This window comes from Bradyrhizobium sp. USDA 4341 (assembly GCF_054063755.1).
Map to the genome: position 1 here is coordinate 5,199,298 of NZ_JBSSGO010000002.1, position 24,812 is coordinate 5,224,109.

Sequence of the window (24,812 nt, forward strand, 5' to 3'; positions counted from 1 at the left end):
GTGCGAGTGAAGGGACCGTGGTCAGGAGGAGAGACGCGCACACGAGTCGGAATGCGCACGGAACGTTTGAAGTGACGAGCATAAGGTCCCCGGATTCTTCTTGGTTTCGTCTCGAACATCGTCAGAGTTCGAGCGCGACCACCGGGGCATAAGCAGCATGCGCTGTGACGCCAACTAGAACGCATCTAAGAGAGGGGATGAAGCTTGCTGCGCGAGGCGACATCGATGCGGTAGATTCCGCGTTTCGATTATTCCTTCGTTGAGTGGCGGCGCGCGTATGCAGCTTGATTCTGACGGCGAACCTCAAGATTAGAAAGGTTCTTGGCGCGATCGTCGTCGCGATGGGAACGATCCATTCGGCGGTAGCGGTGAATTGTCGCAGCCCGATAAATGCCGCCGGGAGCGATCGACAATGACGACTGACGGATCGCCGGCATGTGTCCCCTCGCCCATGAGGGCGAAGGGACACGGTACTCCGCGATCAGACGCCGGCCATCATCACGTATTTGATCTCGACATACTCATCCATGCCGTGGCGTGAGCCCTCGCGGCCGAGGCCCGATTCCTTGACGCCGCCGAACGGTGCGACCTCGGTCGTGATCAGGCCGGAGTTGACGCCGACCATGCCCGACTCCAGCGCTTCGGCGACGCGCCAGACGCGGCCGATGTCACGCGAATAGAAGTAGGAGGCGAGGCCGAACGGCGAGGCGTTGCACATCGCGATCACATCGGCCTCGTCCTTGAAGCGGATCACCGGCGCGAGCGGGCCGAAGGTTTCCTCCTGCGCGACCAGCGCATCCGGCCGCACATCCGACAGCACGGTCGGCTCGAAGAAGCTGCGGCCCAGCGCCGACCGCTTGCCGCCGGTCACGATCTTCGCGCCGCCCTTCACGGCGTCGGCAATGTGCCGCTCGACCTTTTCGATCGCCTTCATGTTGATCAACGGCCCCTGGGTCACGCCGGCCTCGGTGCCGTCGCCGATCTTCATTTCGGCGACCTTCTTCGACAGCTTTTCGACGAACTGGTCGTAGATCTTGTCCTGCGCGTAGAGACGGTTGGCGCAGACGCAGGTCTGGCCCATGTTGCGGTACTTGGAGACGATAGCGCCTTCGACCGCGGCGTCGATGTCGGCATCGTCGAACACCACGAAGGGCGCATTGCCGCCGAGCTCAAGGCCGAGCTTCTTCACGCCGACCGATGCTTGCCGGTACAGGATCTTGCCGACATTGGTCGAACCCGTGAAGCCGACGAACCGCACCGCCGGATGCTCGCACAGCACCTTGCCGATCGGCGGCGCATCACCGGTGACGATGTTGAGCACGCCCTTCGGCACGCCAGCCTTTTCGGCCAGCACCGCCAGCGCGAGCGCGGACAGCGGCGTCTCGTTGGCAGGCTTCAGCACCACCGTGCAGCCGGCGGCCAGCGCCGGCGACACTTTTCGCGTGATCATCGAGTTCGGGAAATTCCACGGCGTGATGGCGCCGCAGACGCCGATCGGCTGCCGGATCGCGAGCAGGCGGGCATCCGGACGCTGGGTCGGGATCGTCTCGCCATAGACGCGGCGCGCTTCCTCCGCGAAGAACTCGACATAGGCCGCGCCGATATCGACCTCGCCGAGCGCTTCCGCCAGCGGCTTGCCCTGCTCGGAGGTCAGGATCAGCGCGAGGTCCTCGCGGTTGGCGATGATCAGGTCGAACCATTTGCGCAGGATGTTGGAGCGCTGCTTGGCGGTCAGCTTGGCCCAGGCCGGAAACGCACGCTGGGCGGCTTCGACGGCCCTGGTCGCATCGTCGGCGCCGAGCTGCGGGATCCTGATCAGCTCGGTGCCATTGGCCGGATTGTTGACGGCGAACTCCGGCGTGCCGACCCAGGCGCCGTCGATGTAGCAGCGGTCGCGCAGCAGCGACGGGTCCTTCAGGCGGCTTTGCAGGGAGGATGCTGCGGATTGCGTGGCGCGTGCGGCAACGGGCGGGGTCATGGCGTTACTCCTGGAATTTCTTTGGAGGGTATTCGCCGCCTATATAGGCGGAAAGCCGCGGCGATGCACTGGCGGCCAGCGCGACCCTGCTTGGACGCAAACGCGGCGCCGTTGCGGAACACTATCATTTGGGATGGTCCGAAGGACCGGACCTCAGCTGCGCCCTTGTTCATCCGAGGTTCGATGCTGCGCATCGCCCCGGAATGACGGCAGCGTGTCAGATCGCGCCGCCCGACATGTAGGCTTCGCGGCGGCCGATCATGCGTTCGGCCGCGGCCTTGGCGTCCGCTTTGGTCGTGGTCGCGCAGGTCCGGTATTCGAGGTCGGCTTGCGCCCGCGCGTCGCGGCGGCCGAACCAGGACTTGGCGCCGGTCTGCAGCAGCGCCAGCGCCTGGCGCCGGTCTGCAGCAGCGCCAGCGCCTGGGCGACATTATCGACCGCCTCAAACGAGTGCAGGGCGCCGGTACCCGCGTAGCGAACTTCGTAGAGACCTGGGCTGATCGGCGCCTCGATGTTCTCGCCGCGGCCTAGCCGCGGATAGCGCTTCCATTCACTCCATGTCGAAATCATTGCTGCGTCCCCGCAAGGCGCGAAATGACGAATCTTTTCGTCAAATCCATCCCAATTCGCCGCACCGTTTATGCAGCGATCTGAATGCGTTAATGCAAATAATCAGGTACGAAAATCATTCCTTGATCACGTTACCGTGGCCGTCCTCGGAGGTCACCGGGACTAGTACGGAGTCCACCGCAAAATCTGCGCGCGTGGTGAACATCCGCTATAGCGTTTTCGAGCGAAGTGGACGCCGGTTCGCGTGAAGAAAACGCGTCAAAACAAAAATCTGGAGCCCCGTTCCGATGCAATCGGAACGGAAAGGGCTCCAGGCACGGCCGTTCCTAATGGCATTGCCCTCACGACATCGCGACATCATCGCGGCGCGCCCGCCTTGCGGGAGCGGAAAAGCGGGAGGATGATCCCCGCACTTCAAAACAATAACCCACCGGAGGAAGCCCCCAATGCAAAGCAAGGCTCAGATTGATCAGGTATTGCGGCAGAAGAGCGAGGCAAAGGAGATTCCCGGCGTGGTCGCCATCGCGGCCACCGGCAAGGACGTGATCTACGAGGGCGCGTTCGGCAAGCGCGACCTTTCCAAGAGCGATCCCATGACGGCGGACAGCGTGTTCTGGATCGCCTCGATGACCAAGGCGGTGACCTCCGCGGGCGCGATGCAGCTCGTCGAGCAGGGCAAGCTCTCGCTCGATGAGCCGATCGGCAAGCTGCTGCCCGATCTCGCCGCCGTGCAGGTGCTCGACGGCTTCGATGCCAAGGGCGAGCCGAAGCTGCGGCCTGCCAAGGGGCCGATCACACTGCGCAAGCTCATGACCCATACAGCCGGCTTCTGCTACGACCTGTGGAACGCCGACATGGGGAAATATATGGAGAAGACCGGTACGCCCGGGATCATCTCCTGCTCGAATGCCGCACTGAAGACGCCGCTGGCGAGCGATCCCGGCACGCGCTGGGAGTACGGTATCAATATCGACTTCGTCGGCAAGGCGGTGGAAGCAGCATCCGGCAAGAAGCTCGATGCCTATCTGCGCGACCACATGTTCGCGCCGCTCGGTATGAGCGACACCGGCTTCAAGATCTCGGACAACATGCGCAAGCGGCTGGTCGGCATGCATGCGCGCGGCGAGGACGGCGCGCTCGCCGCGATCCCGTTCGAGCTCGAGCAGAACCCTGAATTCCACATGGGTGGCGGCGGCCTCTATTCGACCGCGGCCGACTACCTCAAGTTCTGCCAGATGATCCTCAACAAGGGCAAAGGCAACGGCAATCAGGTGCTGAAGGCCGAGACCGTCGCAACGATGGGGCAAAACCACATCGGCGATCTCACCGTCGGCAAGATGACATCAGCGGCGCCGCCGTTCACCAACGACGTCGATCTCTGGCCCGACATCGTCAAGAAGTGGGGACTGAGCTTCCTGATCAACACCGCCAAGACGCCGGAGGGCCGCAGCGCCGGCAGCCTCGCCTGGGCGGGCCTCGCCAACACCTATTACTGGATCGATCCGTCGCGCGACGTCTGTGGCGTGATCCTGACCCAGCTGTTGCCGTTCGCCGACAAGCACAGCCTGGAGGCCTTCGCGGGCTTCGAGAAGGGCATCTATGCCGGCCTCGACGCCGGCAGCGGACAGAGGGCGGCCTGAGGTTCCAGTCTAGCAACAAGAAATCCCTTCCCTCACGGGGAGGGATTTTTCATACCCGCCATAGGTCGGGCCTGTCCTGTCGGCGGCAAACGACTAAGATCGCGCAAAAAAGCGTGACGACACGAACACGACCACGAGGAGGACGAGCTTGGCACCCACACCCAAGGCAGACAGCTATGTCTGCGGCATTTCCGATACGCCGCTGCTCGGTGAAACCATCGGCCGCAGCCTCGACCGCGCACGCGCGCGCTGGGGCGATCGCGAGGCGCTGGTCTCGCCGAGCCACGATGTGCGCTGGACCTGGAACGAATTCGCCGCTTACGTCGAGGCCCTGGCGGCGGGCTTCCTCGCGCTCGGGCTGCAGCGCGGCGAACGGATCGGCATCTGGTCGCTGAACCGGCCGGAATGGACACTGACGCAATTCGCTGCCGCGAAGGCCGGACTGATCCTCGTCACCATCAATCCGGCCTACCGGCTGAGCGAGCTGGAATTCGCGCTTGGCAAGGTTGGCTGCGCCGCGATCGTGACCGCGACCGCGTTCAAGACCTCGGCCTATATGGAGATGCTGAACACGCTGCTGCCCGAGCTTGCGAGCTCGGAGCCCGGCCATCTGCGATCGGCGCGGCTGCCGCAACTGCGCGCCGTGATCCAGATCGGCGGACCGGCAGCACCAGGCACGATTCCGTTCGAGCAGGTGTCGCAGATGGGCGGGGAGCGCCATCGCGAACAGCTTGCGGCGCTCGGCGACAGCCTGCAATTCGACGATCCCGTCAATATCCAGTTCACCAGCGGCACCACCGGCTCGCCCAAGGGCGTGACGCTGACCCATCACAACATCCTCAACAACGGCTACTTCACCGGCCGCGCCATGCGCCTGACCGAACAGGACCGCATCTGCATTCCGGTGCCGCTCTATCATTGCTTCGGCATGGTGATGGGCAACCTCGCCTCGGTCACGCTCGGCACCACCATGGTGTATCCCGGCGAAGGCTTTGATCCGCTGGCGACGCTGACCACGATCGCGCAGGAGAAATGCACGACGCTGTACGGCGTGCCGACCATGTTCATCGCCGAGCTCGACCATCCCGAGTTCAAGCGCTTCGATCTGTCGTCGCTGCGCACCGGCATCATGGCCGGCGCGCCCTGCCCGATCGAGGTGATGAAGCGCGTCAACACCGAGATGAACATGCGCGAGGTGACGATCGCCTACGGCATGACCGAGACCAGCCCGGTGAGTTTTCAGAGCGCAACCGACGATCCGCTGGAGCGCCGCGTCTCCACCGTCGGCCGCATCCATCCGCATGTCGAGGTCAAGGTCGTCGATCTCGATGGCAAGGTGGTGCCGCGCGGCGAACGCGGCGAGCTCTGTACCCGCGGCTACAGCGTGATGCTCGGCTATTGGAACGAGAAGGAAAAGACAGGCGAGGTGCTCGACGCCAATGGATGGATGCACACCGGCGATCTCGCCGTGATCGACGACGAGGGCTATTGCAACATTGTCGGCCGCATCAAGGACCTGGTGATCCGCGGCGGCGAGAACCTCTATCCAAGGGAGATCGAGGAATTCCTCTATCGCCATCCGAAGATCCAGGACGTGCAGATCTTCGGCGTCGCCGATCCGCGCTATGGCGAGGAGCTGTGCGCCTGGGTCAGGGTCAGGGCCGGCGAGACGCTGACCGCAGACGAAGTCCGCGCGTTCTGCCAGGGCCAGATCGCCCACAACAAGATCCCGCGCTATGTCGAGTTCGTCGAGGAATTCCCGATGACGGTGACGGGGAAGATCCAGAAATTCGTGATGCGCGACGCAGTCGAGCAGCGGCTGGGATTGAAGGCAGCGAAGACGGCGTGAGGCATTTTCTTCTCCCTCTCCCGCTTGCGGGGGAGGGTCGGGGTGGGGGCTCTCTCCGCGAGTCACATCGTGGAGAGAGCCCCCACCCGGCGCTACGCGCCGACCTCTCCCGCTTGCGGGGGAGGTGAAGAAGCCGTCGCCCTTAAACCAGCAGCCCCTTCTGCTTCGCCAGATCCTTCAGCGACACCAGCGGCCGGGCGCCGATGTGCTGGATCACTTCGGCGGCGGCGAGCGCGCCGAGGCGGCCGGCATTCTCATGACCGACATTGCGCACGAGACCGACCAGGAAGCCGGCCGCGAACAGGTCGCCGGCGCCGGTGGTGTCGACGAGCTTGTCGATCGGAGAGGCGGGTGCCGATACGACGTGATCACCTGAGATCACGACGCAGCCCTTCTCGCTGCGGGTGACGACGCCGAGTTTTGTATCCTTGCCGAACTGCTTCAGCGCGGTATCGAAATCAGAAGTCTGGTACAGCGAGTGCAGCTCGGACTCGTTGGCGAACACGAGGTCCACCGTGCCCTTGCGCATCAGACCGAGGAATTCGTCGCGGTAGCGATCGACGCAGAACGAATCCGACAGCGTCAGCGCGACCTGGCGGCCCGCGCTATGCGCGATATCGGCCGCCTTCACGAAGGCGTCCTTGGCGTTCTTCGGATCCCAGAGATAGCCCTCGAGATAGATGATGCCGGCGGCTGCGATCTGGGCCGGATCGATGTCGTCGGGCGTCAGGTCCTGCGCGGCGCCGAGATAGGTGTTCATGGTGCGCTCGCCATCCGGCGTCACCAGGATGTAGGAGCAGCCGGTGGCCGGGCCGGTCTTGGCCGGCGCGGTGTCGAAGGTGACGCCGGCCGCGCGGATGTCGTGAACGTAAAGCTTGCCGATCTGGTCGTCCTTGACCTTGCCGACATAGGCGGCGCGGGCGCCGAGATTGCCGACGCCGACGATGGTGTTGGCGGCCGAGCCGCCCGACATCTCGGTCGCCACGCCCATGTCGCTGTAGATCGCGGTGGCACGCGCTTCGTCGATCAGCTGCATCGAGCCTTTGGTCATGCCATGACGGGCAAGGAATGCCTCGTCGGTCTGCACCAGCACGTCGAAGATCGCGTTGCCGATCCCGAGAACGTCGTATTTTGCGTCAGCCATAGACCTGCCCTGTGTTAACGCCACCCAACAAGAGCCGCGACCTATCACGTTAGGCCTCGGGGCAGCAAGCCGCTGTCAGTTCCGTCATCCCCGTGCAAAGGCGAAGCCTTTGTCGCTGGAGAAGCGCGAAGCGCGTCTCGAAGGATGCACGGCCCGACTGTGGCCGATTCATCCTTCGAGGCTCGCTCCGCTCGCGCCTCAGGATGACGGGTCTAGTTGGGTCCCGCTGGCAGCGAGCCGCGCTACTGATATAGAGAGGCCATGTTCCACTCCTTCCTCACGGTCTCCACGGGAACGCTGGCCTCGCGACTGCTCGGCTTCGTGCGCGATTCCGTGATCGCGGCGCTGCTCGGCGCGGGGCCGGTGGCGGATGCCTTTCTGGCGGCATTCCAGCTTGTGAACGTGGTGCGACGGCTGCTGGCCGAGGGTGGATTGAATGCCGCTCTGGTGCCGGCGTGGCTGAAGACGCGCGACGCCGACGGCATGGCCGCGGCGACCGCCTTTGCCGGCCGCGTGCTCAGCACCGTCAGCGCCGCGGTCATTGCGGCCGCGCTCCTGATCGGCGTGCTGATGCCGCTGGTGATCGCGGCGATCGCGCCGGGGTTTGTCGGCCGCGACACGCTGCAATTCGCCGTCGACGACGCAAGGCTGATGCTGCCTTACCTCGCCTTCGCCGGCCCCGTCACCGTGATGATGGCGCTGCTCAACGCGCAGGGACGCTTCGCGGTGACCGCGTTCTCGCCGTTGCTGTTCAACATCGCGCTGATATCAGTGATGGTTGCGCTACTGGCGCGGCAGCAGGAGCCGGTGCAGGCCGCGCTGGTGATGGCCGCGACGATCGGCGTCGCCGGCTTCCTGCAACTGTCGATGCTGGCGCTGTGCGGCGCAAAGCTCGCCGCTCCGCTCCGGATCTCCTTCGATCCCGAGATGCGCGGCTTTCTCGGCCGTGCGGTCCCCGGCATGATCGCGAGCAGCGCGCCGCAATGGCTCATGGTGGCGGGCGCGGTGATCGCATCGACCTCGCCATCGGCGGTGTCCTGGCTCTATTTCGCCAACCGCCTGCTCGAGCTGCCGCTCGGCATCGTCGGCGTCGCCATGGGCACAGTGCTGATCCCGGAGATGACGCGCGCGGTGCGCAGCAGCGAATCTGGCGCGATCGCGCATGCGGAATCGCGCGGGCTCGAACTCGCGGTCGGGCTCGCTTTGCCCGCAACGCTCGGCCTGATGGTGCTGAGCGAGCCGATCGTGCGGATGCTGTTCGAGCATGGCGCGTTCACCGGGCAAGATACTGCGGCCACCGCGCAGGCCCTGATCTGGCTGACGCTCGCCCTCCCCGCGCATGTGCTGGTGAAGGCGCTGTCGCCGGCGTTCTTTGCGCGCGAGGACACGCTGACGCCGCTGTTTGCGACGCTGAAGGCCATCGTGGTCGCGATCGCGGCGGCCTTCCTGCTCGGCCATATGTTCGGCGCGAGTGGAATCGCCGCCGGCATTGCGCTCGGCGCCTGGAGCAATGCACTGGCGCTGATCCGCAAGGGCGCTGCGACCTTCGGCTTTTCGATCGATGCCGAGGCGCGCCGCCGGCTGCCACGCATCCTGGCCGCAGCGCTCGCGATGGGCGGCCTGCTCTGGCTCACGGAAGGCGCGCTGCCGGCCGCCGGCCGCCACGGTTTCGTGCAGGCGGCCTCCCTTCTCGTGCTGATCACGGCCGGGATCGCCAGTTACGGGCTGTTCTTGCAGCTTTTCGGCGTCACAGGCTGGCGTGAGGCGGTTAACGCCGTCAGGCAAAGACGCCCGGCCTGACTTGCGCACGCGGGGCTTAAGTGGCAAACGACGCCGCCAAAGCCGCAATTTCCGGGAATCGAGACCATGGCGTTCGTTGAACGGGTTTTCTCAGGCGTCCAGCCGACGGGCAATCTGCACCTCGGCAACTATCTCGGCGCCATCGTCAACTTCGTGAAGATGCAGCAGACCCATAACTGCATCTATTGCGTCGTCGACATGCACGCGATCACGCAAGGCGTCGAGGTCTGGGGCGGCCCGGCCGAGCTCGCGCGCAACACCCGCGAGGTGACCGCGGCCTTCATCGCCTCGGGTATCGATGCCAAGAAGCACATCGTGTTCAACCAGAGCCAGATCGCCGGCCATGCCGAGCTGACCTGGATCTTCAACTGCGTCGCGCGCATCGGCTGGCTGAACCGCATGACGCAGTTCAAGGAGAAGGCCGGCAAGGACCGCGAGAACGCCTCGGTTGGTCTCTACGACTATCCGGTGCTGATGGCCGCCGACATTCTCTTGTACCGCGCCACCCATGTGCCGGTCGGCGAGGACCAGAAACAGCATCTGGAGCTGTCCCGCGACATCGCGCAGAAGTTCAACAACGACTTCGGCGATTCAATCCGTGGCCACGGCTTTGCCGACGGCCTGTTCTTCCCGCAGCCGGAGCCGCTGATCACGGGGCCGGCGACGCGGGTGATGAGCCTGCGCGACGGCACCAAGAAGATGTCGAAGTCGGATGCGTCGGACAATTCGCGCATCAACCTCACCGACGACGCCGACACCATCGCGCAGAAGATCCGCAAGGCGAAGACCGATCCGGAGCCGTTGCCGTCGGAGGAAAAGGGCCTCGAGACCCGCCCCGAGGCCGACAATCTGGTCGGCATCTACGCGGCGCTCGCCGGCGTCTCCAAGCAGGAGGTGCTGACGCAGTTCGGCGGCGGCCAGTTCTCCAGCTTCAAGAATGCGCTGGTCGAAGTTTGCGTCGCAAAACTGGCGCCGATCGCCTCCGAGATGAAGAAGCTGGTCGCCGATCCCGGCCATGTCGATTCGATCCTGATCGACGGCGCCAACCGCGCCCGCGGCATCGCCGACGAGACGATGCGCATGACCAAGGACATCGTCGGCTTCATCCGCCCGCGCTGACATCACCGGCAGAACTGCGCGCGCCCTCTCCCCAACAGGGAGGGAGTGTGGCAGCATGGGTTGGTTTGGTTCAGCACCGGGACATGCATGACCGCCCAGCGACGAAGCTACGAGACAGGTCACAAGCCGAAATGCCTCGTCATCGTTGACGACACCGCGGAATGGGACCGTGCGGTCTATTACGCCAGCCGGTGGGCTATCCGGGTCGGCGGCGGCGTCCTGATGCTGCGGGTGATCGAGACCGAGGACCAGAACCAGCAATGGCTGGGGGTCGCCGACATCATGCGCGCGGAGGCCGAGGAAGCCGCCAATGAGGCGCTCGATCGCGCCGCCGGCCGCGCCAACGGGATCGCCGCGATCACCCCGGAGCGGGTGATTCGCGAGGGCGACCCGACTGAGCAGATCCTCGACGTGATCGACAAGGACGTCGATATCGCGATGCTGGTGCTGGCCGCCAATCCGGGCGCCGAGGGGCCGGGGCCGATCATCACCACCATGGCCAAGACCATGGGGGCATTCCCGATCCCGGTGACCATCGTGCCCGGCGGCCTGACCGACGCCGAGATCGACGCCTTGTCCTAGGTTATCGGCCTCGAAGCCGCTCCAGAGCATGGATTGGGGTCTGGAACCGCGGTTTTGCAGCTTGATCGCAGGCTTTTTAATTGCCATCTGGTAGGGGAACTCAACGCGCCGGCCTTGAACCGGCGACGCCGGAGACAGCAAATGTTCATTCAGACCGAAGCTACGCCCAATCCCGCCACCCTGAAGTTCATCCCGGGCCGCACGGTGCTCGACAGCGGCACCATGGAATTCTCCTCGCCCGAATCCGCGGCACGCTCGCCGCTCGCCGAACGGCTGTTCGCCGTGTCAGGCGTCACCGGCGTGTTCTACGGCGCCGACTTCGTCACCGTGACCAAAGCGGACGGCGACTGGCAGCACCTCAAGCCCGCGATCCTCGGCGCCATCATGGAGCATTACATGTCCGGCGCGCCGCTGCTCGCCGACGGCACCGCTGGGAGCGATGACGCACGCGACGAGGAAGACGAGTTCTTCGACGAGGCAGACGCCGAGACGGTCGAGCAGATCAAGGACCTGATCGAGACCCGCGTGCGTCCGGCGGTTGCCAATGACGGCGGCGACATCACCTTCCGCGGCTTCAAGGATGGCATCGTCTATCTCAACATGAAGGGCTCCTGTGCTGGATGCCCGTCATCGACCGCGACCTTGCAACACGGCATCCAGAACCTGCTGCGGCACTTCGTGCCCGACGTGCAGGAAGTCCGGCCGATGTAATTTGCGCCGGGTGGGCAGCCAGGCGCGGCCCACCTTCGATACGACACAGTTGATGGTGGGCAAGGCACTGCACGCTTTGCCCGCCCTGAGAGGGGGGGACGAACAGTGAGCCGGCGAATCGGAAATGGTTCTGACCTTCCGTTCGTCCTGACGTTTGCCCCATGATGATTCTCGCGATCGATACGGCGCTCGACGCCTGCTCCGCGGCGGTGCTCGACACCAACTCCGGCAATACCATCGCCATCGAATCGCAGGCGATGCAGCGCGGCCATGCCGAGGCGCTGATGCCGTTGATCGCGCGGGTGATGAAACAGAGCGGTATCGGCTTTGCAGGGCTTGACCGCATCGCCGTCACCACCGGCCCCGGCAGTTTCACCGGCCTCCGCGTCGGGCTCTCGGCAGCGCGCGGCCTCGCACTCTCTGCGGAAAAGCCGGTCGTCGGGCTATCGACGCTCGCCGCCTACGCAGCGCCTGTAGTTGCCGAGAATGGCGCGCACGCGATCCTGTCGGCGATCGATGCGCGGCATGATCACGTCTATTTCCAACTCGTGGGCGGCGACGGCAGCTTGATGCTCAAGCCGAAGGTTGCGCCGATCGCAGAAGCGCTCGAGGCCGCACAGTTCGGCGCGCTGCATCTGGTCGGCAACGCTGCCAACATCCTCGCCGAGCGCTGGCCTGCGGATGCCGCTCCGCCGGTCAAGGTCGACAGGCAGCCCGCACCCGACATTACCTGGGTCGCCTGGGTCGGGGCGGCGGTGGATCCCGACACTGCGCCGCCGCGTCCGTTCTATCTGCGCGCACCGGACGCGAAGCCGCCAAAGGATCGCCTGGTCATCAGCGCGCCGCCATCGACATGATCGGCTGGCTGTCGCGATGGTGGGGCGGCGGCACGCCCGCGGTCGAGCCCGCGTCGCTGCGCGATGCGGCGCGGCTCGCGCAATTGCACGGCGCGTCGTTTCATCGCGGCTGGGGCGAAGGCGAATTCGAGGCGATGCTGACCGAGCGCAACACGTTGGTGCACCGGCTGCGCCAGGGCCGCAGGGTGATCGGCTTCGCCGTGTCGCGGATGGCGGCGGATGAGGCCGAAATCCTGTCGATCGCGATCGATTCCAATCAGCGCGGGCGCGGCCTGTCGCGCGACCTGTTGCTGACCCATCTCGGTCATCTTGCCGGCCGCGGCATCCGCACCATCTTCCTCGAGGTGGAAGAGAACAACCAGCCGGCGCGACGGCTATACGAAAGGGCCGGATTCGGCGTGATCGGCCGCCGCGAACGCTATTACAAGCAGCCCGGCGGGGAACATTTGAACGCGCTTCTGATGCGGCGCGACTTGTCGTAACATCGGCGCGATGGCAGAACACCCTCCGCTCTGCCACCCCAAGGTTTGAAGAATACGGCCCGAAACCCATGACCACGGTGAAAATCCCGCCTGCGCATAAAAATACTGGCATCGAGGCGCGCTGCGCCGCGACCGGCATGCGCATGACCGAACAGCGCCGCGTGATCGCGCGGGTGCTGGCGGAGGCCATGGATCATCCCGATGTCGAGGAACTCTACCGCCGCTGCGTGGCGGTCGACGACAAGATCTCGATCTCGACGGTCTATCGCACCGTCAAACTGTTCGAGGACGCCGGCATCATCGAGCGTCACGACTTCCGCGAGGGCCGCGCGCGCTACGAGCAGATGCCCGAGAGCCATCACGACCATCTGATCAATCTGCGCGACGGCAAGGTGATCGAGTTCACCTCCGAGGAGATCGAGAAGCTGCAGGCCGAGATCGCGCGCAAGCTCGGCTACAAGCTGGTCGATCATCGTCTCGAGCTCTATTGCGTTCCGCTCGACGACGACAGCAAGTCGTAAGCCGGGTGAGCTTCGACCTCGTCATCTTCGATTGCGACGGCGTGCTTGTTGACAGCGAGGTGATCTCCTGTCGCGCGCATGCGGACACGCTGACGCGTCACGGCTTTCCGATCACGCCCGACGGCGTGCTGAAGCGTTTCCTCGGCGTGTCCGACCGCGAGGCCCGGCGGATCGTGGAGAGCGAGATCGGCCGCGCGCTGCCCGAGAGCTTCGAGGCCGAGATCAGGCACGCGACGCTCAGTCTCTATGCCGACGATCTCAATGCGATCGCGTATGTCGGCGAGGCGATCGCCGCGCTCACCTTGCCGAAATGCGTGGCGTCGAGCGGCACGCCACAGAAGATCCATCACGGCCTGACCTGTGCCCGGCTCTACGACCAGCTCGCGCCGCATATTTTCTCCGCCGCGCAGGTCAAGCGCGGCAAGCCGGCGCCCGATCTTTTCCTGTTCGCGGCCACCCGGATGGGCGCGAGCCCTGCGCGCTGTATCGTGATCGAGGACAGGGTGGCCGGCGTCACCGGCGGCCGCGCCGCCGGGATGACCGTGCTCGGTTTTTGCGGCGGCAGCCACTGCACGGCGGGACATGAGAACATGCTGCGCCAGGCCGGCGCGGCCATAACCTTCGAAGATATGCGCCAATTGCCCGATTTGATCGCCCAAGCCGGCCAAAAACACGGCTCGATCGCTGGATTTTCCCCGGTTTAAGCCTTATTTGAGCAACGGCGCCCTGATGGCGCCGTTTCCATTTTCGCATTCAGGGTTCCATGACGACGCCGCGCAAGCTGCACATCAAGTCCTATGGCTGCCAGATGAATGTCTACGATGCGCAGCGCATGGTGGACACGCTGGCCGGCGAGGGCTTTGTCGAGACTGCGAGCGCCGAAGACGCCGATCTCGTGATCCTCAATACCTGCCACATCCGCGAGAAGGCGTCGGAAAAGGTCTACTCCGAACTCGGACGGCTCCGCGTCGCCAAGGATGAGGCCGCGCGCCAGGGCCGCGAGATGAAGATCGCGGTCGCCGGCTGCGTCGCGCAGGCCGAAGGCGCCGAGATCATCCATCGTGCGCCGACCGTCGACATCGTGGTCGGGCCGCAGAGCTATCATCATCTGCCTGCGCTCCTGAAGCGCGCCCAGGAAAACGGCCGCGCGCTCGAAACCGAATTCCCGGTCGAGGACAAGTTCAGCTTCCTGCCGCAGCCGAAGCCCGACGCGATCCGCGCCCGCGGCATCTCCGCCTTCGTCACGGTGCAGGAAGGTTGCGACAAGTTCTGCACCTTCTGCGTGGTGCCCTATACGCGCGGCGCGGAAGTCTCGCGGCCGGTCGCGAAGATCATCGACGATGTGAAGCAGCTCGCCGACAACGGCGTGCGCGAATTCACGCTGATCGGACAGAACGTCAACGCCTATCATGGCGAAGGCCCCGACGGCCGCGCCTGGCCGCTCGGCAAATTGTTGCAGCGGCTCGCCGAAATCCCCAGCGTCACGCGGCTGCGCTATTCCACCAGCCATCCGCGCGACGTCGACGACGACCTGATCGCGGCGCATCGCGATTTGCCCGAACTGATGCCGTTCGTGCACCTGCCGGTGCAATCGGGGGCGGACCGGATCCTTGCCGCCATGAACCGGAAACATACCGCCGATGACTACCGGCGCGTCATCGACCGGTTCCGGGCCGCGCGGCAAGACATTGCTTTTTCATCAGATTTTATCGTGGGCTTCCCCGGCGAGACTGCGGAAGAATTTTCCGCCACTCTCGCGCTTGTCACGCAAATCGGGTACGCTGCGGCGTATTCATTCAAGTATTCGCCTCGGCCGGGCACGCCGGCGGCGGAGATGCGGGAGACGGTGTCAGCAGCCGAGATGGACGAGCGCTTGGGGCGGCTTCAAGAATTGATCGACAGCCAGCAATCGGCCTTCAACCGGGCTGCGATTGGCACAACGGTCGATGTGCTGTTCGAGCGCGCCGCGCGCAATCCGGGCCAGATCGTCGGCCGGACCGCCTATCTGCAGCCCGCCCATGTGATGGCGTCACCCGACATCATCGGCAAGGTCCTCCCGGTGAGGATCGACAGCCTCGAGCGCTACAGCCTGATCGGCGAGCTCACGTCCCAATCCGCACCCGGCCTCATTTCGCAGACCATTGGAGCCTGAAATCCTTGCCCAAAAGCGCATCGGATTCGCCTTCGCTCGCTCCCAGCCGCAAACCTGACCGCGACATGCAAATGCCACCTGAGACCCGGCCCCCTGAAACTCAGGTCGTCATCGATTTCGACGACAACCGTGCCGCATCCGCGCTGGTCGGCCCCTACGGACAGAATCTGGCGCTGATCGAGCGGCGGCTCGGCGTCGTGGTCGATTCCCGCGGCAATCATCTCACCATCGCGGGCTCGCGCGACGGCTGCGACGCGGCGCGGCGCGTGCTCGAAACCCTGTATGCGCAGGCCGTCGAAGGGCACGACCTCGATCAGGGCGAAGTCGAAGGCGCGATCCGCGCCGTGATCGCGCAAGGCTCGCTGTTCGAATTCGACAACAAGACTGCCAAGCCGACGTTTGAAACGATCAATCTGCGCAAGCGTCCGGTGCGCGCCCGCACCGCGGCGCAGGATTCCTACATCCGCGCGCTGAAGCGGCACGAACTGGTGTTCGGCATCGGCCCGGCCGGTACCGGCAAGACCTGGCTCGCGGTCGCCCACGCAGCACAGCTGTTCGAGCGCAAGGAAGTCGATCGCATCATCCTGACGCGGCCCGCGGTCGAGGCCGGCGAGCGGCTCGGCTTCCTGCCCGGCGACCTCAAGGAGAAGGTCGATCCGTATCTGCGCCCGATCTACGATGCGCTGTACGATCTGATGGATGCCCGTGTGGTCGAGCGCGCGCTGCAGGGCAACGAGATCGAGATCGCGCCGCTCGCCTTCATGCGCGGCCGCACCCTGACCAATGCCGCCATCATCCTCGACGAGGCGCAGAACACCACGACGATGCAGATGAAGATGTTTTTGACGCGTCTCGGCGAGAACAGCCGGATGATCGTCACCGGCGACCCGTCGCAGGTCGACCTGCCGCATGGCCAGGCTTCGGGACTCACGGAAGCCGTGAAGCTGCTCGACGGCGTCGAAGGCATCGCGCAGGTGCATTTCAAGGCCGAGGACGTCATCCGCCATGAATTGGTGGCGCGCATTGTGGCCGCCTATGAGGGATTGCCGCAAAAGCCGGCAAACGCCAGATCTTGAGACCAATAGCTTCGGCCGCGAGCCCGCGCGATGCGGGTTCCGGCCATAACGCAGATTTTGAAACCAACGTGTCCGCTTTTCCTGCAACCGAGGTTCTCGTCACCGCCGAATGCTGGCAGGCCGAGCCCGATGCCGACGCGGTGATTCACCGTGCCATCGAGGCCGCCGCCGCAATCGCCGATGCCGATGTCGCGGATGCCGAGCTTGCGGTGATGCTGACCGACGACGCCGGGATCCGCACCCTGAACGCCAACTGGCGCAGCATCGACAAGCCGACCAACGTGCTGTCGTTTCCGGCGCTGCAGCCGGAAGGCGCCGGCGGCGAAGGCGATGCCCCGCGCATGCTCGGCGATATCGCGATCGCCTATCAGACGACGCGGCGGGAAGCCGATGAAGAACAGAAACCGTTCGACCATCATTTGAGCCATCTCGCGGTGCATGGCTTCCTGCACCTGATCGGTTACGATCACGAGAACGACGACGATGCCGAGGACATGGAGGCGCTCGAGCGCGAGATCCTCTCCTCCCTCGGCATTCCCGACCCCTATGCGGATCGGATCGCCTGACATGCCGGATTCCGACCCGACCCATGACAATCCGCGCAATGTGAGCAACCTGCCCGCCGTCGTGCATGAAGGCGAGGTGCAGCGCCCGGCGGCCGAAGGCTGGCTGGTGCGAGCGATCCGCACGCTGTTCGGCTGGAAGGCCGGCTCGGTACGCGACGATTTGCAGGTGGTGCTCGACGCCTCGACGCCCGACGATGTCGGCTTCTCGGCGATCGAGCGCACCATGCTGCGCAACATCCTGTCGCTGAACGAGCGGCGGATCGCCGACGTCATGATCCATCGCGCCGACATCGTCGCGGTCAAGCGCGACATTCCGCTCGGCGAATTGATGAGCCTGTTCGAGAGCGCGGCGCATTCGCGGCTCGTCGTCTACAACGAAACCCTCGACGACCCCGAGGGCATGGTGCACATCCGCGACCTGCTCGCCTTCATGACCGCGAAGGCGCGCGTCACCGACGCGACCAAGACCAAGCGCAAGAAGCCGTTCCCGGCCGGGCTCGATCTGCGCAGCGTCGACCTCGCGCTGCCGCTGGCGGACGCCCACATCATCCGCAAGCTGCTCTACATCCCGCCGTCGATGCGCGCGATCGACCTGTTGGCGCAGATGCAGGCCTCGCGCATCCATCTCGCGCTGGTGGTCGACGAATATGGCGGCACCGATGGGCTGGTGTCGATCGAGGACATTGTCGAGCAGATCGTCGGCGAGATCGACGACGAGCATGATTCCGACGAGCCGCCGTCCATCGTCCGCCAGCCGGACAACTCCTTTATCGCCGACGCGCGCGCCAGCCTCGACGATGTCCGTTCGGTGATCGGCGAGGACTTCGTCACCGGCGAGGCCGGCGAGGAGGTCGAGACGCTGGGCGGCTATCTCGTGTCGTTCGTCGGCCGCCTGCCGGTGCGCGGCGAGGTGATATCCGGTCCGGGCAACTACGAGGTCGAGGTGCTCGACGCCGATCCGCGTCGGGTCAAACGCGTGCGAATCACGACGCGCAAGGAACGGCCGGCGCCGCGCAAGGAACGCGAGCGGCGCCGCGAGCAGGCACCGGACTCCGGCAACCCGCAGGCGAATGACAACATGCCGCCGCCCGGCGAGGGAGCCGGTCCGCAGTGAGGCTTTCCGACAGGCTCCGATCGATCGGTCTCGCCGTCATCCTGACCTGGGGATGGAAGCGCGTCGCGCTCGCGCTCGCGGCCGGCGCCTTGTCCTCGCTGGCGATGGCGCCGTTCAACGCCTGGCCGGTGCTTTTCCTGACCTTCTCGATCGCGGTCTGGCTGATCGATGGCAGCGCTGCGGGACGCTGGCGCGGCGTACCCGCCGCAGCGCTGTCCGGCTTCTGGTTCGGCCTCGGCTATTTCGTGCCGGGACTGTACTGGATCGGCTACGCCTTCTTCGTCGATGCAGACACCTTCGCCTGGCTGACGCCGTTCGCGGTGCTCGGCCTGCCCGCCTATCTCGCGCTGTTCACCGCCTTCGGCTTCGCGCTGGCACGGCTGATCTGGCCGCGCGACGCTTCGCGCGTGCTGGCGCTGGCGGTCGGGCTTACGATTTCGGAATGGCTGCGCGGCCATCTCCTCAGCGGCTTTCCGTGGAATGCGTTCGGCTACGCACTGACCGAACCCCTGGCGCTGGCCCAGACCGCATCGCTGATCGGGCTGTGGGGCATGACATTCCTGGCAGTCGCGATCTTCGCAAGTCCCGCCGTGCTGATCGACGGCGCCTCACGCGGCCGCAAGCCGTGGCGCGCGCCGGTGGCCGCGGTGCTGGCTCTCGCCGCGATGCTGGCGTTCGGTGCGGTCCGCCTCTCGCAGCAGCCGACCAGCATGGTCAGCGGCGTCAAGCTGCGCATCATGCAGCCCGATCTGCAGCAGGACGCCAAGTTCAACTACTCGGCGAAGGCGGCGGTGATGCAGAAATATCTCACCCTGTCGGATCGTGCGTCCGGGCCGCATTCGACCGGCGTGAGCGACTCCACCATCCTGATCTGGCCGGAATCCGCGTTTCCGTTCTTCCTGACCAAGGAAGCCGACGCGATGGCGCAGATCGCCGACTTGCTGCCGAAGGGAACGGTGCTGATCACCGGTTCGGTGCGCGCGCCCGATCTGCCGCCCGGCGTCCGCGTCACGCGCGCGTATAATTCGATCTACGTCATCGACCATGACGGCAGCGTGCTTGCGGTCTACGACAAGCTGCACCTTGTCCCATTCGGAGAATATCTGCCGTTCCAGGACTGGATGGAGAAGCTCGGCTTCGTGCAGCTCACCAAGGTGCAGGGCGGCTTCATTCCCGGCACGATCCGCCGGACGCTCGATATTCCGAATGCGCCGCGCGCGCTGCCCTTGATCTGCTACGAGGCGATCTTCCCCGGCAATGTCGTGAGTCGCGACGACCGCCCCGGCTGGATCATCAACGTCACCAATGACGGCTGGTTCGGAATCTCGACCGGCCCCTATCAGCATCTGCAGCAGGCCCGGCTGCGCTCGATCGAGGAAGGCCTGCCGATGGTGCGCGCCGCGAATACGGGCATATCGGCCATCATCGACCCGCTCGGGCGGATTGTCGCCCGACTCGGACTCGGCATCGAAGGCGTGCTCGATGCCGGCCTGCCGACGGCCATCGCGCCGACGATCTATGCGCGTGTCGGCAATATCCCCGCCGCTGTGATTGTGTTAGTTGCCCTCGCAATCGTATTGCGGAGGCGTTTTGTCAGGCGAAAGGCCTGACGGCGCTTATCGCCGGTTGTCACACGAACCCGAAAAAGTGTCGAAATTTACCTCAGCGTGATTCCACCTGTTGACAGATCGACCGTGCACTTCGCATTGTACGGGTCCACGCGAAATCACAAGCCAAGTCAGCCCCTTTGCGCAAATTGTCCGCATTTCGTCCCGATCCTCCTTGCAGGATTTGACGGCACCGGCGCCTGAGGCATACTCCACGCCCAACTTGCCTCACCCCCGGGCGCGCAATCCCTTAGGAGAGTTGGAGATGTCCACCAAAGCGCCCAATCCTGTTGACAAATATGTCGGCAGCCGCGTCCGTATGCGACGCATCATGCTCGGCATGAGCCAGGAAAAACTGGGCGAGGCGTTAGGCCTGACGTTCCAGCAGGTGCAGAAATACGAGAAGGGCACCAACCGTGTCGGCGCCAGCCGGCTGCAGCAGATCTCCGAAATCCTGCAGGTGCCGGTCTCTTTCCTGTTCGATGGCGGCCCGAGCGGGGTCAAGACCGCTGACGGCTTCAGCGAGGGCTCCTCGCCGGCCTATGTGTCCGATTTTCTGGCAACCGCCGAAGGCTTGGCCCTGACCCGCGCGTTCACGCGGATCGCGGACGCCAAGCTCCGCCGCAGCATCGTCGAACTGGTCGAGCAGATCGCGGCACGCGAGGCTGCCGAGCAGGTCTGATCCGGCCATATCCGTTTGAGAGATCGTCAAATCTGGAATATGTCATTCCGGCATACGTTAAGGCGTGACGAGTTCCGATGGAATCTCGTCGCGCTCTAGTCCTTGATCGAGCATGATCTTTCGGAAAACTGCGTCACACTTTTCCGGATCATGCTTTGGCGCGTGCGCTGAATGACAAAGCGAATTCACAGGCGACGACAACAACATGGCCAGCAACCCGTTCGAAACCGCTGATATCCTCGACGGCATTCGCCGCTGGGTCGAGATCGAATCTCCGACGGAGCGGCCGGATCAGGTCAACAAGCTGGCTGATCTCGTCGCGTCTGAATATCGCGACCTGCCGGCCACCGTCGACCGCGTTGCGGGACGCGACGGCTGCGGCGATCACCTGGTGACGCGCTCGTCCTGGGGGCAGGACGCGCCGGGCATTCTGGTGTTGAGCCATCTCGACACAGTTCATCCGATGGGATTCATCGAACGGTTACCATTCAAGATCGAAGGCGACAGTGCGTTCGGCCCGGGCATCTACGACATGAAGGGCGGCGCCTATCTCGCCTATCACGCGTTCCGGCAGATCTGCGCCGATGACGTGCGCCCGCCGCTTGGCATCACCCAGCTCTACGTATCGGACGAGGAAATCGGCAGCCCGACCTCGCGGGCGCTGATCGAGGCCGAGGGCCGCAAGGCCAAATACGTGCTGGTGACCGAGCCGGCGCGCGACGGCGGCAAGATCGTCACCGGGCGCAAGGGCGTCGCGCGCTTCGACGTGCATATCAAGGGCGCGCCGGCACATGCCGGCACGCGCCCCGAGGATGGCCGCAGCGCGATCCGGGAACTCGGCCATGTGATCCTGGCGCTGGAGGCGATGAACGATCTCAAGCGCGGCGTCACCGTCAATGTCGGCGTGGTGCGCGGCGGCACCAAGCCGAACGTGATCGCCGAAGAGGCCTACGCCGAGGTCGACATGCGCGTGCCGACCATGGCCGACGCCGACGAGCTGGTGCCGAAGATCCTCGGCATCACCTCGCGCACCGTCGGCGTCAGCGTGAGGGTGACCGGGGAATTGAACCGTCCGCCCTATGAGAAGAGCAATGCCGGCGCCGCGCTCTACGAACACGCCAGGGAGCTTGCAGGCGAACTCGGCTTCGAGCTGATCGATGTGTTCACCGGCGGCGGCTCCGACGGCAATTTCACCGCACCGCATACCGCAACGCTCGACGGCCTCGGCGTCGACGGCAAGGGCGCGCATACCCACTACGAGCAGCTCTACATCTCGTCGATCGAGCCCCGCGCGCGCCTGCTCTACCGTCTCTACCAGACGCTGCGATGACACCGGCTCCGAACGACAGCGGCGATCGCGATTCGTCCGACGATGGCGAGATGGCCCATTCGCGCGGCTCGTTCTTCGGGCGGCGCAAGGGCCACAAACTGCGCGCGCACCAGGCCGACCTGATCGACAATCTGCTGCCGCATCTGTCGCTCGACATCGCGGCACCCGCGCCCGAGGCGCTGACCGAACTGTTCGATGACGGCATCGCGAATGTCAGGCTCGAGATCGGCTTCGGCGGCGGCGAGCATTTGATCGCGGAAGCGCAGGCATTTCCGGCGATCGGCTTCATCGGCTGCGAGCCCTATGTCAACGGGATGGCCAAGATCCTGACCCAGATCGAGGCGCACAATATCGGCAACATCCGCCTGTTCGCCGGCGACGCCGCCGAGCTGCTGGCCTGGGCGCCAGCGCGCTCGCTGGCGCGCATCGACCTGATTCATCCCGATCCCTGGCCGAAGCGGCGGCACTGGAAGCGGCGCTTCGTGCAGGATGCAACGGTTGCGGCGATGACCCGGCTGCTGCCGCCGTGCGGCGAATTCCGCTTCGTCAGCGACATCGACGACTATTGCGCCTGGACGCTCGCGCATCTGATGCGCTCGCCCGACTTCGCCTGGCTCGCCGAGCGGGCGATCGACTGGCAGCAGCCGTGGCCGGACTACACCATGACGCGCTACGGCGCCAAGGCCGAGCGCGAAGGGCGCAAGGCGGCGTATTTGCGATTCAAGCGCTTGCCCTAATCGTCATTCCGGGGTGCAACGCAGTCGCGAGCCCGGAATCCTTTGCGCCGCCTGTACGAACCGAGAAATGGATTCCGGGCTCTCGCTGCGCGAGCTCCGGAATGACGACCAGTCATCCCTGCCCCGCCACCCGCGCCTTCCTGACGTCGGTCGCTTCCCAGACCATGCGCTTGCCACGCTCGCGACCGAGCAGCTCGATCGGATCGTGATTGTCGATATGGCCGAACTGGCCCTTGTAGACGCTGTAACCGCACAATTCCTGCAGGCGGCGCGGAAAGCGGGCTGCGGTCTCGCGCGGAATGCCGAGCTGCAGATTCTCCTGCTGGCGCATCCAGCCCCAGCAATAGGCGCAGGAAAAGGCAAAGCGCCGGGCGTCGCTGGTGTTGGCGCCGCCGCCATGCCACAGTGCGCTGTCGAACAGCATCACGCTGCCCGCCGGCATGGTCGCGGTGACCGCGTCGTAATCCTTGCCGTATTCCGGCGACGAATCGAATGTGTGGCTGCGCGGAATGATCCGCGTCGCGCCGTTGTCGTCGCGGAAATCGGACAGCGCCCAGATCGCATTGATCGTGATCGGAATGTGCGGCCGCGGCAGCGGGATCAACTGGGTGTCTTCGTGGATCGGCTGCGCCTCCTGGCCCGGGCCGAGCACCAGCGAGCAGAACGACGACAGCAGGCATTCTTTGTCCAGCACGCGTTCGACCACCGGCAGCACGTTCTCATGCAGCGGCACCTCCCAGAACAGATCGTCATAGGTCAGGAGGTTGTTGATGCGCAGCGTCTTGAAACCCTCGAACGACGTCCTGGCGGGGCCGAGATTGTGCTCGCTCTCGATTCTCAGCACCGCGTCCTTCAACCCCTCGACCAAGTCAGGCGAGGCGGCGCGCTCGATCACAGTGTATCCGTCGTCACGGATCCGCTCGGCGTGCGATTGGATGTCGGCGTCCGTCAGCATGGCGATCTCCCCGTTGGCGCTGTGTCGCGCCTTGCATGTGAGCATAGCGGCACGATTCTGGGTTTGGGAAGCACGCATTATGATCCGTCATGCTGAGGAGGCCGCAAAGCGGCCGTCTCGAAGCACGACGGCCCGGCTGCAACAGCGTGGCCGTGCATCCTTCGAGACGCGCCTGCGGCGGTCCTCCAGCGACAAAGGCGAAGCCTCTGCGCGGGAATGACGGAATCGAGAGCTTGTTGGTGTGCCTAGCGCGACTTCCAGAAATCCACGACGCGCTGCGCAGTGGTTGGCATCAGGCGAACGAAATTCACCCGCGCGCCTTCGATATCGGCCGGCGACGGCACGCGGTTCGGCCCGAGCCGCATCAGGATCAGCGCGCGCACGGCCGGCCATTCGAACCCGATCGTCTTGCCGGCGATCAGGATCGGATCGTAGCGATCGCCGGAGATCAGGCGATCGAGCGTGACGATCTTCACGCCGGTCATCGCCGCGAGCGCCGCCACGCATTCCTCGTATTTGAAGGCCTTGGCGAAGCCTGCCACCGCGGCCTCGTTCAATTCGCCGGCGCGATGCAATGCCAGGATCGCGCGCTGCGCGGCAGCGAAATCGCGGCCCTCGACTTGCGCGACGACGCCTTCGATCTCGTTCATCGCCAGCTTGATCTCGGCCTGCCGTTCCGGCTTGGCGATGACCTGCAACCGGCGGCGGATCACGTCGATCGAGCCGGCCAGCAGGCTCTTCAGATGCACGGGCGGGAGATCGTCACGGCGGCCGATCCGCAGCGTCAGCACGCCATCCTGACCGGCGCGCCGCACCAGCGTCGTGAAGGACGCGTCCGAGAACGCCGCGCCCGCATTGCCGGCTGCGCATCGGATGACATCGCGATCGCCGCGACGGACGATGACATCGGTCAGCGCGGTCGAGAGCTTGGACCGCTCGGCCATTGCCAGCAGATGACCCTGGCCCTTGGCATTGGCGATCTCGACCAGCACCTTTTCGTCAATCACCGGCGATTGGCGCAGCACCGGCCCCGCGATCGCGACCTCGTCCTCGCGGGCGAGTTGCCCAACCAGATGCCGCGGCGCGTTGGCGAGCGGCGCGAGCCGTTCGGCGAGATCGATCCGCGCAGCAAGGTCGGCATGCGGGACCAGACTGGTCAGCACCCCGTCGAACAGGTCGATATGGTCCGGGCGAAAGCTCGCGGCACCCTGCAGGAACAGCTCGCCGAGCCGCCGCGCGGCTTCGGCGCGGCGCTTGGGGTCGCCGCGGCGAACGATGTCGTCGAGTTCCGGGATCAGCGCGGGGGCTGTCGTCATGAGCCTTGTCCAACCGGCGACTTC

General features: G+C 65.0%; 23 protein-coding genes and 1 pseudogene. 18 read left to right on the plus strand and 6 right to left on the minus strand.

Going from position 1 to position 24,812, the window contains the following annotated elements:
- Positions 1–248 precede the first annotated feature (248 nt).
- The 3 genes and pseudogenes from ACVIGB_RS30655 to ACVIGB_RS30665 form a co-directional block, all read right to left on the minus strand.
- Positions 249–437, minus strand: coding sequence for a hypothetical protein (locus ACVIGB_RS30655; RefSeq protein ID WP_456719845.1), 189 nt, complete (start codon positions 435–437; stop codon positions 249–251).
- Positions 438–481: 44 nt separating this feature from the next.
- A complete protein-coding gene (locus ACVIGB_RS30660) occupies positions 482–1,978 on the minus strand; it encodes an NAD-dependent succinate-semialdehyde dehydrogenase (protein WP_456719844.1) in 1,497 nt (498 codons plus the stop codon).
- A gap of 217 nt (positions 1,979–2,195) precedes the next feature.
- Positions 2,196–2,548: pseudogene (locus ACVIGB_RS30665) on the minus strand (hypothetical protein).
- A gap of 446 nt (positions 2,549–2,994) precedes the next feature.
- Between ACVIGB_RS30665 and ACVIGB_RS30670 the strand changes: the two are divergent.
- The gene (locus ACVIGB_RS30670) at positions 2,995–4,188 is read left to right on the plus strand and encodes a serine hydrolase domain-containing protein (protein ID WP_456719843.1); all 1,194 of its coding nucleotides are present in this window, start codon (positions 2,995–2,997) and stop codon (positions 4,186–4,188) included.
- Between the two features lie 148 nt (positions 4,189–4,336).
- The gene (locus ACVIGB_RS30675; protein WP_456719842.1) at positions 4,337–6,037 is read left to right on the plus strand and encodes an AMP-binding protein; all 1,701 of its coding nucleotides are present in this window, start codon (positions 4,337–4,339) and stop codon (positions 6,035–6,037) included.
- 142 nt (positions 6,038–6,179) lie between these two features.
- Here ACVIGB_RS30675 and ACVIGB_RS30680 read toward each other — a convergent pair whose 3' ends face one another.
- Positions 6,180–7,181, minus strand: a complete 1,002-nt coding sequence (locus ACVIGB_RS30680; protein WP_456719841.1) for an adenosine kinase — start codon at positions 7,179–7,181, stop codon at positions 6,180–6,182.
- A 261-nt stretch (positions 7,182–7,442) separates the two neighbouring features.
- On the opposite strand from ACVIGB_RS30680, the gene murJ reads away from it, so the two are divergent.
- From murJ to ACVIGB_RS30760, 16 genes are all read left to right on the plus strand, one after another.
- Complete coding sequence (gene murJ, locus ACVIGB_RS30685) at positions 7,443–8,981, plus strand: murein biosynthesis integral membrane protein MurJ (RefSeq protein WP_456719840.1); 1,539 nt, start codon at positions 7,443–7,445, stop codon at positions 8,979–8,981.
- 66 nt (positions 8,982–9,047) lie between these two features.
- The gene (gene trpS, locus ACVIGB_RS30690) at positions 9,048–10,100 is read left to right on the plus strand and encodes a tryptophan--tRNA ligase (protein ID WP_456719839.1); all 1,053 of its coding nucleotides are present in this window, start codon (positions 9,048–9,050) and stop codon (positions 10,098–10,100) included.
- A gap of 87 nt (positions 10,101–10,187) precedes the next feature.
- A complete protein-coding gene (locus ACVIGB_RS30695; protein ID WP_092120638.1) occupies positions 10,188–10,682 on the plus strand; it encodes a universal stress protein in 495 nt (164 codons plus the stop codon).
- Positions 10,683–10,823: 141 nt separating this feature from the next.
- Positions 10,824–11,393: a NifU family protein gene (locus tag ACVIGB_RS30700; protein ID WP_092120642.1), complete on the plus strand. Its 570-nt coding sequence runs from the start codon at positions 10,824–10,826 to the stop codon at positions 11,391–11,393.
- Positions 11,394–11,554: 161 nt separating this feature from the next.
- Positions 11,555–12,250 (plus strand): tRNA (adenosine(37)-N6)-threonylcarbamoyltransferase complex dimerization subunit type 1 TsaB, encoded by a 696-nt coding sequence (tsaB, locus tag ACVIGB_RS30705; RefSeq protein ID WP_456719838.1) that lies wholly within the window; start codon positions 11,555–11,557, stop codon positions 12,248–12,250.
- Complete coding sequence (rimI, locus tag ACVIGB_RS30710; protein WP_456719837.1) at positions 12,247–12,732, plus strand: ribosomal protein S18-alanine N-acetyltransferase; 486 nt, start codon at positions 12,247–12,249, stop codon at positions 12,730–12,732. The genes tsaB and rimI overlap by 4 nt, the downstream gene beginning before the upstream one ends.
- Positions 12,733–12,800: 68 nt before the next feature.
- Entirely contained in the window at positions 12,801–13,253 is a 453-nt protein-coding gene (locus tag ACVIGB_RS30715; RefSeq protein WP_092120651.1) for a Fur family transcriptional regulator, read from the plus strand.
- Between the two features lie 5 nt (positions 13,254–13,258).
- The gene (locus ACVIGB_RS30720; RefSeq protein ID WP_456719836.1) at positions 13,259–13,957 is read left to right on the plus strand and encodes an HAD family hydrolase; all 699 of its coding nucleotides are present in this window, start codon (positions 13,259–13,261) and stop codon (positions 13,955–13,957) included.
- Between the two features lie 59 nt (positions 13,958–14,016).
- Positions 14,017–15,405 carry a tRNA (N6-isopentenyl adenosine(37)-C2)-methylthiotransferase MiaB gene (gene miaB, locus ACVIGB_RS30725; RefSeq protein ID WP_456719835.1) on the plus strand — a complete coding sequence of 463 codons (1,389 nt, stop codon included), beginning with the start codon at positions 14,017–14,019 and terminating at the stop codon, positions 15,403–15,405.
- Between the two features lie 5 nt (positions 15,406–15,410).
- Complete coding sequence (locus ACVIGB_RS30730; protein WP_092120660.1) at positions 15,411–16,481, plus strand: PhoH family protein; 1,071 nt, start codon at positions 15,411–15,413, stop codon at positions 16,479–16,481.
- Between the two features lie 68 nt (positions 16,482–16,549).
- Positions 16,550–17,047 (plus strand): rRNA maturation RNase YbeY, encoded by a 498-nt coding sequence (gene ybeY, locus ACVIGB_RS30735; RefSeq protein WP_456719834.1) that lies wholly within the window; start codon positions 16,550–16,552, stop codon positions 17,045–17,047.
- A gap of 1 nt (position 17,048) precedes the next feature.
- The gene (locus tag ACVIGB_RS30740; protein ID WP_171947917.1) at positions 17,049–18,161 is read left to right on the plus strand and encodes a hemolysin family protein; all 1,113 of its coding nucleotides are present in this window, start codon (positions 17,049–17,051) and stop codon (positions 18,159–18,161) included.
- Complete coding sequence (gene lnt / locus ACVIGB_RS30745) at positions 18,158–19,771, plus strand: apolipoprotein N-acyltransferase (RefSeq protein WP_456719833.1); 1,614 nt, start codon at positions 18,158–18,160, stop codon at positions 19,769–19,771. Before ACVIGB_RS30740 ends, lnt begins: the two co-directional genes overlap by 4 nt.
- A gap of 262 nt (positions 19,772–20,033) precedes the next feature.
- A complete protein-coding gene (locus ACVIGB_RS30750) occupies positions 20,034–20,450 on the plus strand; it encodes a helix-turn-helix domain-containing protein (RefSeq protein ID WP_021082652.1) in 417 nt (138 codons plus the stop codon).
- Positions 20,451–20,655: 205 nt separating this feature from the next.
- Complete coding sequence (locus ACVIGB_RS30755; RefSeq protein ID WP_456719832.1) at positions 20,656–21,780, plus strand: M20 family metallopeptidase; 1,125 nt, start codon at positions 20,656–20,658, stop codon at positions 21,778–21,780.
- The gene (locus ACVIGB_RS30760) at positions 21,777–22,517 is read left to right on the plus strand and encodes a tRNA (guanine(46)-N(7))-methyltransferase TrmB (protein ID WP_456719831.1); all 741 of its coding nucleotides are present in this window, start codon (positions 21,777–21,779) and stop codon (positions 22,515–22,517) included. The genes ACVIGB_RS30755 and ACVIGB_RS30760 overlap by 4 nt, the downstream gene beginning before the upstream one ends.
- A 112-nt stretch (positions 22,518–22,629) precedes the next feature.
- Here ACVIGB_RS30760 and ACVIGB_RS30765 read toward each other — a convergent pair whose 3' ends face one another.
- Both ACVIGB_RS30765 and ACVIGB_RS30770 read right to left on the minus strand, forming a co-directional pair.
- The gene (locus ACVIGB_RS30765; RefSeq protein ID WP_456719830.1) at positions 22,630–23,472 is read right to left on the minus strand and encodes a phytanoyl-CoA dioxygenase family protein; all 843 of its coding nucleotides are present in this window, start codon (positions 23,470–23,472) and stop codon (positions 22,630–22,632) included.
- 245 nt (positions 23,473–23,717) lie between these two features.
- Positions 23,718–24,788 (minus strand): DUF2336 domain-containing protein, encoded by a 1,071-nt coding sequence (locus tag ACVIGB_RS30770; RefSeq protein ID WP_456719829.1) that lies wholly within the window; start codon positions 24,786–24,788, stop codon positions 23,718–23,720.
- Between the last annotated feature and the right edge of the window lie 24 nt (positions 24,789–24,812).

Excerpts from the sequence above, each read along its gene's own strand:
- ACVIGB_RS30655 (WP_456719845.1), bottom strand. The coding sequence starts at position 437 with ATGCCGGCGATCCGTCAGTCGTCATTGTCGATCGCTCCCGGCGGCATT.
- ACVIGB_RS30660 (WP_456719844.1), bottom strand. The coding sequence starts at position 1,978 with ATGACCCCGCCCGTTGCCGCACGCGCCACGCAATCCGCAGCATCCTCC.
- ACVIGB_RS30670 (WP_456719843.1), top strand. The coding sequence starts at position 2,995 with ATGCAAAGCAAGGCTCAGATTGATCAGGTATTGCGGCAGAAGAGCGAG.
- ACVIGB_RS30680 (WP_456719841.1), bottom strand. The coding sequence starts at position 7,181 with ATGGCTGACGCAAAATACGACGTTCTCGGGATCGGCAACGCGATCTTC.
- murJ (WP_456719840.1), top strand. The coding sequence starts at position 7,443 with ATGTTCCACTCCTTCCTCACGGTCTCCACGGGAACGCTGGCCTCGCGA.
- trpS (WP_456719839.1), top strand. The coding sequence starts at position 9,048 with ATGGCGTTCGTTGAACGGGTTTTCTCAGGCGTCCAGCCGACGGGCAAT.
- ACVIGB_RS30695 (WP_092120638.1), top strand. The coding sequence starts at position 10,188 with ATGACCGCCCAGCGACGAAGCTACGAGACAGGTCACAAGCCGAAATGC.
- ACVIGB_RS30700 (WP_092120642.1), top strand. The coding sequence starts at position 10,824 with ATGTTCATTCAGACCGAAGCTACGCCCAATCCCGCCACCCTGAAGTTC.
- tsaB (WP_456719838.1), top strand. The coding sequence starts at position 11,555 with ATGATGATTCTCGCGATCGATACGGCGCTCGACGCCTGCTCCGCGGCG.
- rimI (WP_456719837.1), top strand. The coding sequence starts at position 12,247 with ATGATCGGCTGGCTGTCGCGATGGTGGGGCGGCGGCACGCCCGCGGTC.
- ACVIGB_RS30715 (WP_092120651.1), top strand. The coding sequence starts at position 12,801 with ATGACCACGGTGAAAATCCCGCCTGCGCATAAAAATACTGGCATCGAG.
- miaB (WP_456719835.1), top strand. The coding sequence starts at position 14,017 with ATGACGACGCCGCGCAAGCTGCACATCAAGTCCTATGGCTGCCAGATG.
- ACVIGB_RS30740 (WP_171947917.1), top strand. The coding sequence starts at position 17,049 with ATGCCGGATTCCGACCCGACCCATGACAATCCGCGCAATGTGAGCAAC.
- ACVIGB_RS30750 (WP_021082652.1), top strand. The coding sequence starts at position 20,034 with ATGTCCACCAAAGCGCCCAATCCTGTTGACAAATATGTCGGCAGCCGC.
- ACVIGB_RS30755 (WP_456719832.1), top strand. The coding sequence starts at position 20,656 with ATGGCCAGCAACCCGTTCGAAACCGCTGATATCCTCGACGGCATTCGC.
- ACVIGB_RS30760 (WP_456719831.1), top strand. The coding sequence starts at position 21,777 with ATGACACCGGCTCCGAACGACAGCGGCGATCGCGATTCGTCCGACGAT.
- ACVIGB_RS30765 (WP_456719830.1), bottom strand. The coding sequence starts at position 23,472 with ATGCTGACGGACGCCGACATCCAATCGCACGCCGAGCGGATCCGTGAC.
- ACVIGB_RS30770 (WP_456719829.1), bottom strand. The coding sequence starts at position 24,788 with ATGACGACAGCCCCCGCGCTGATCCCGGAACTCGACGACATCGTTCGC.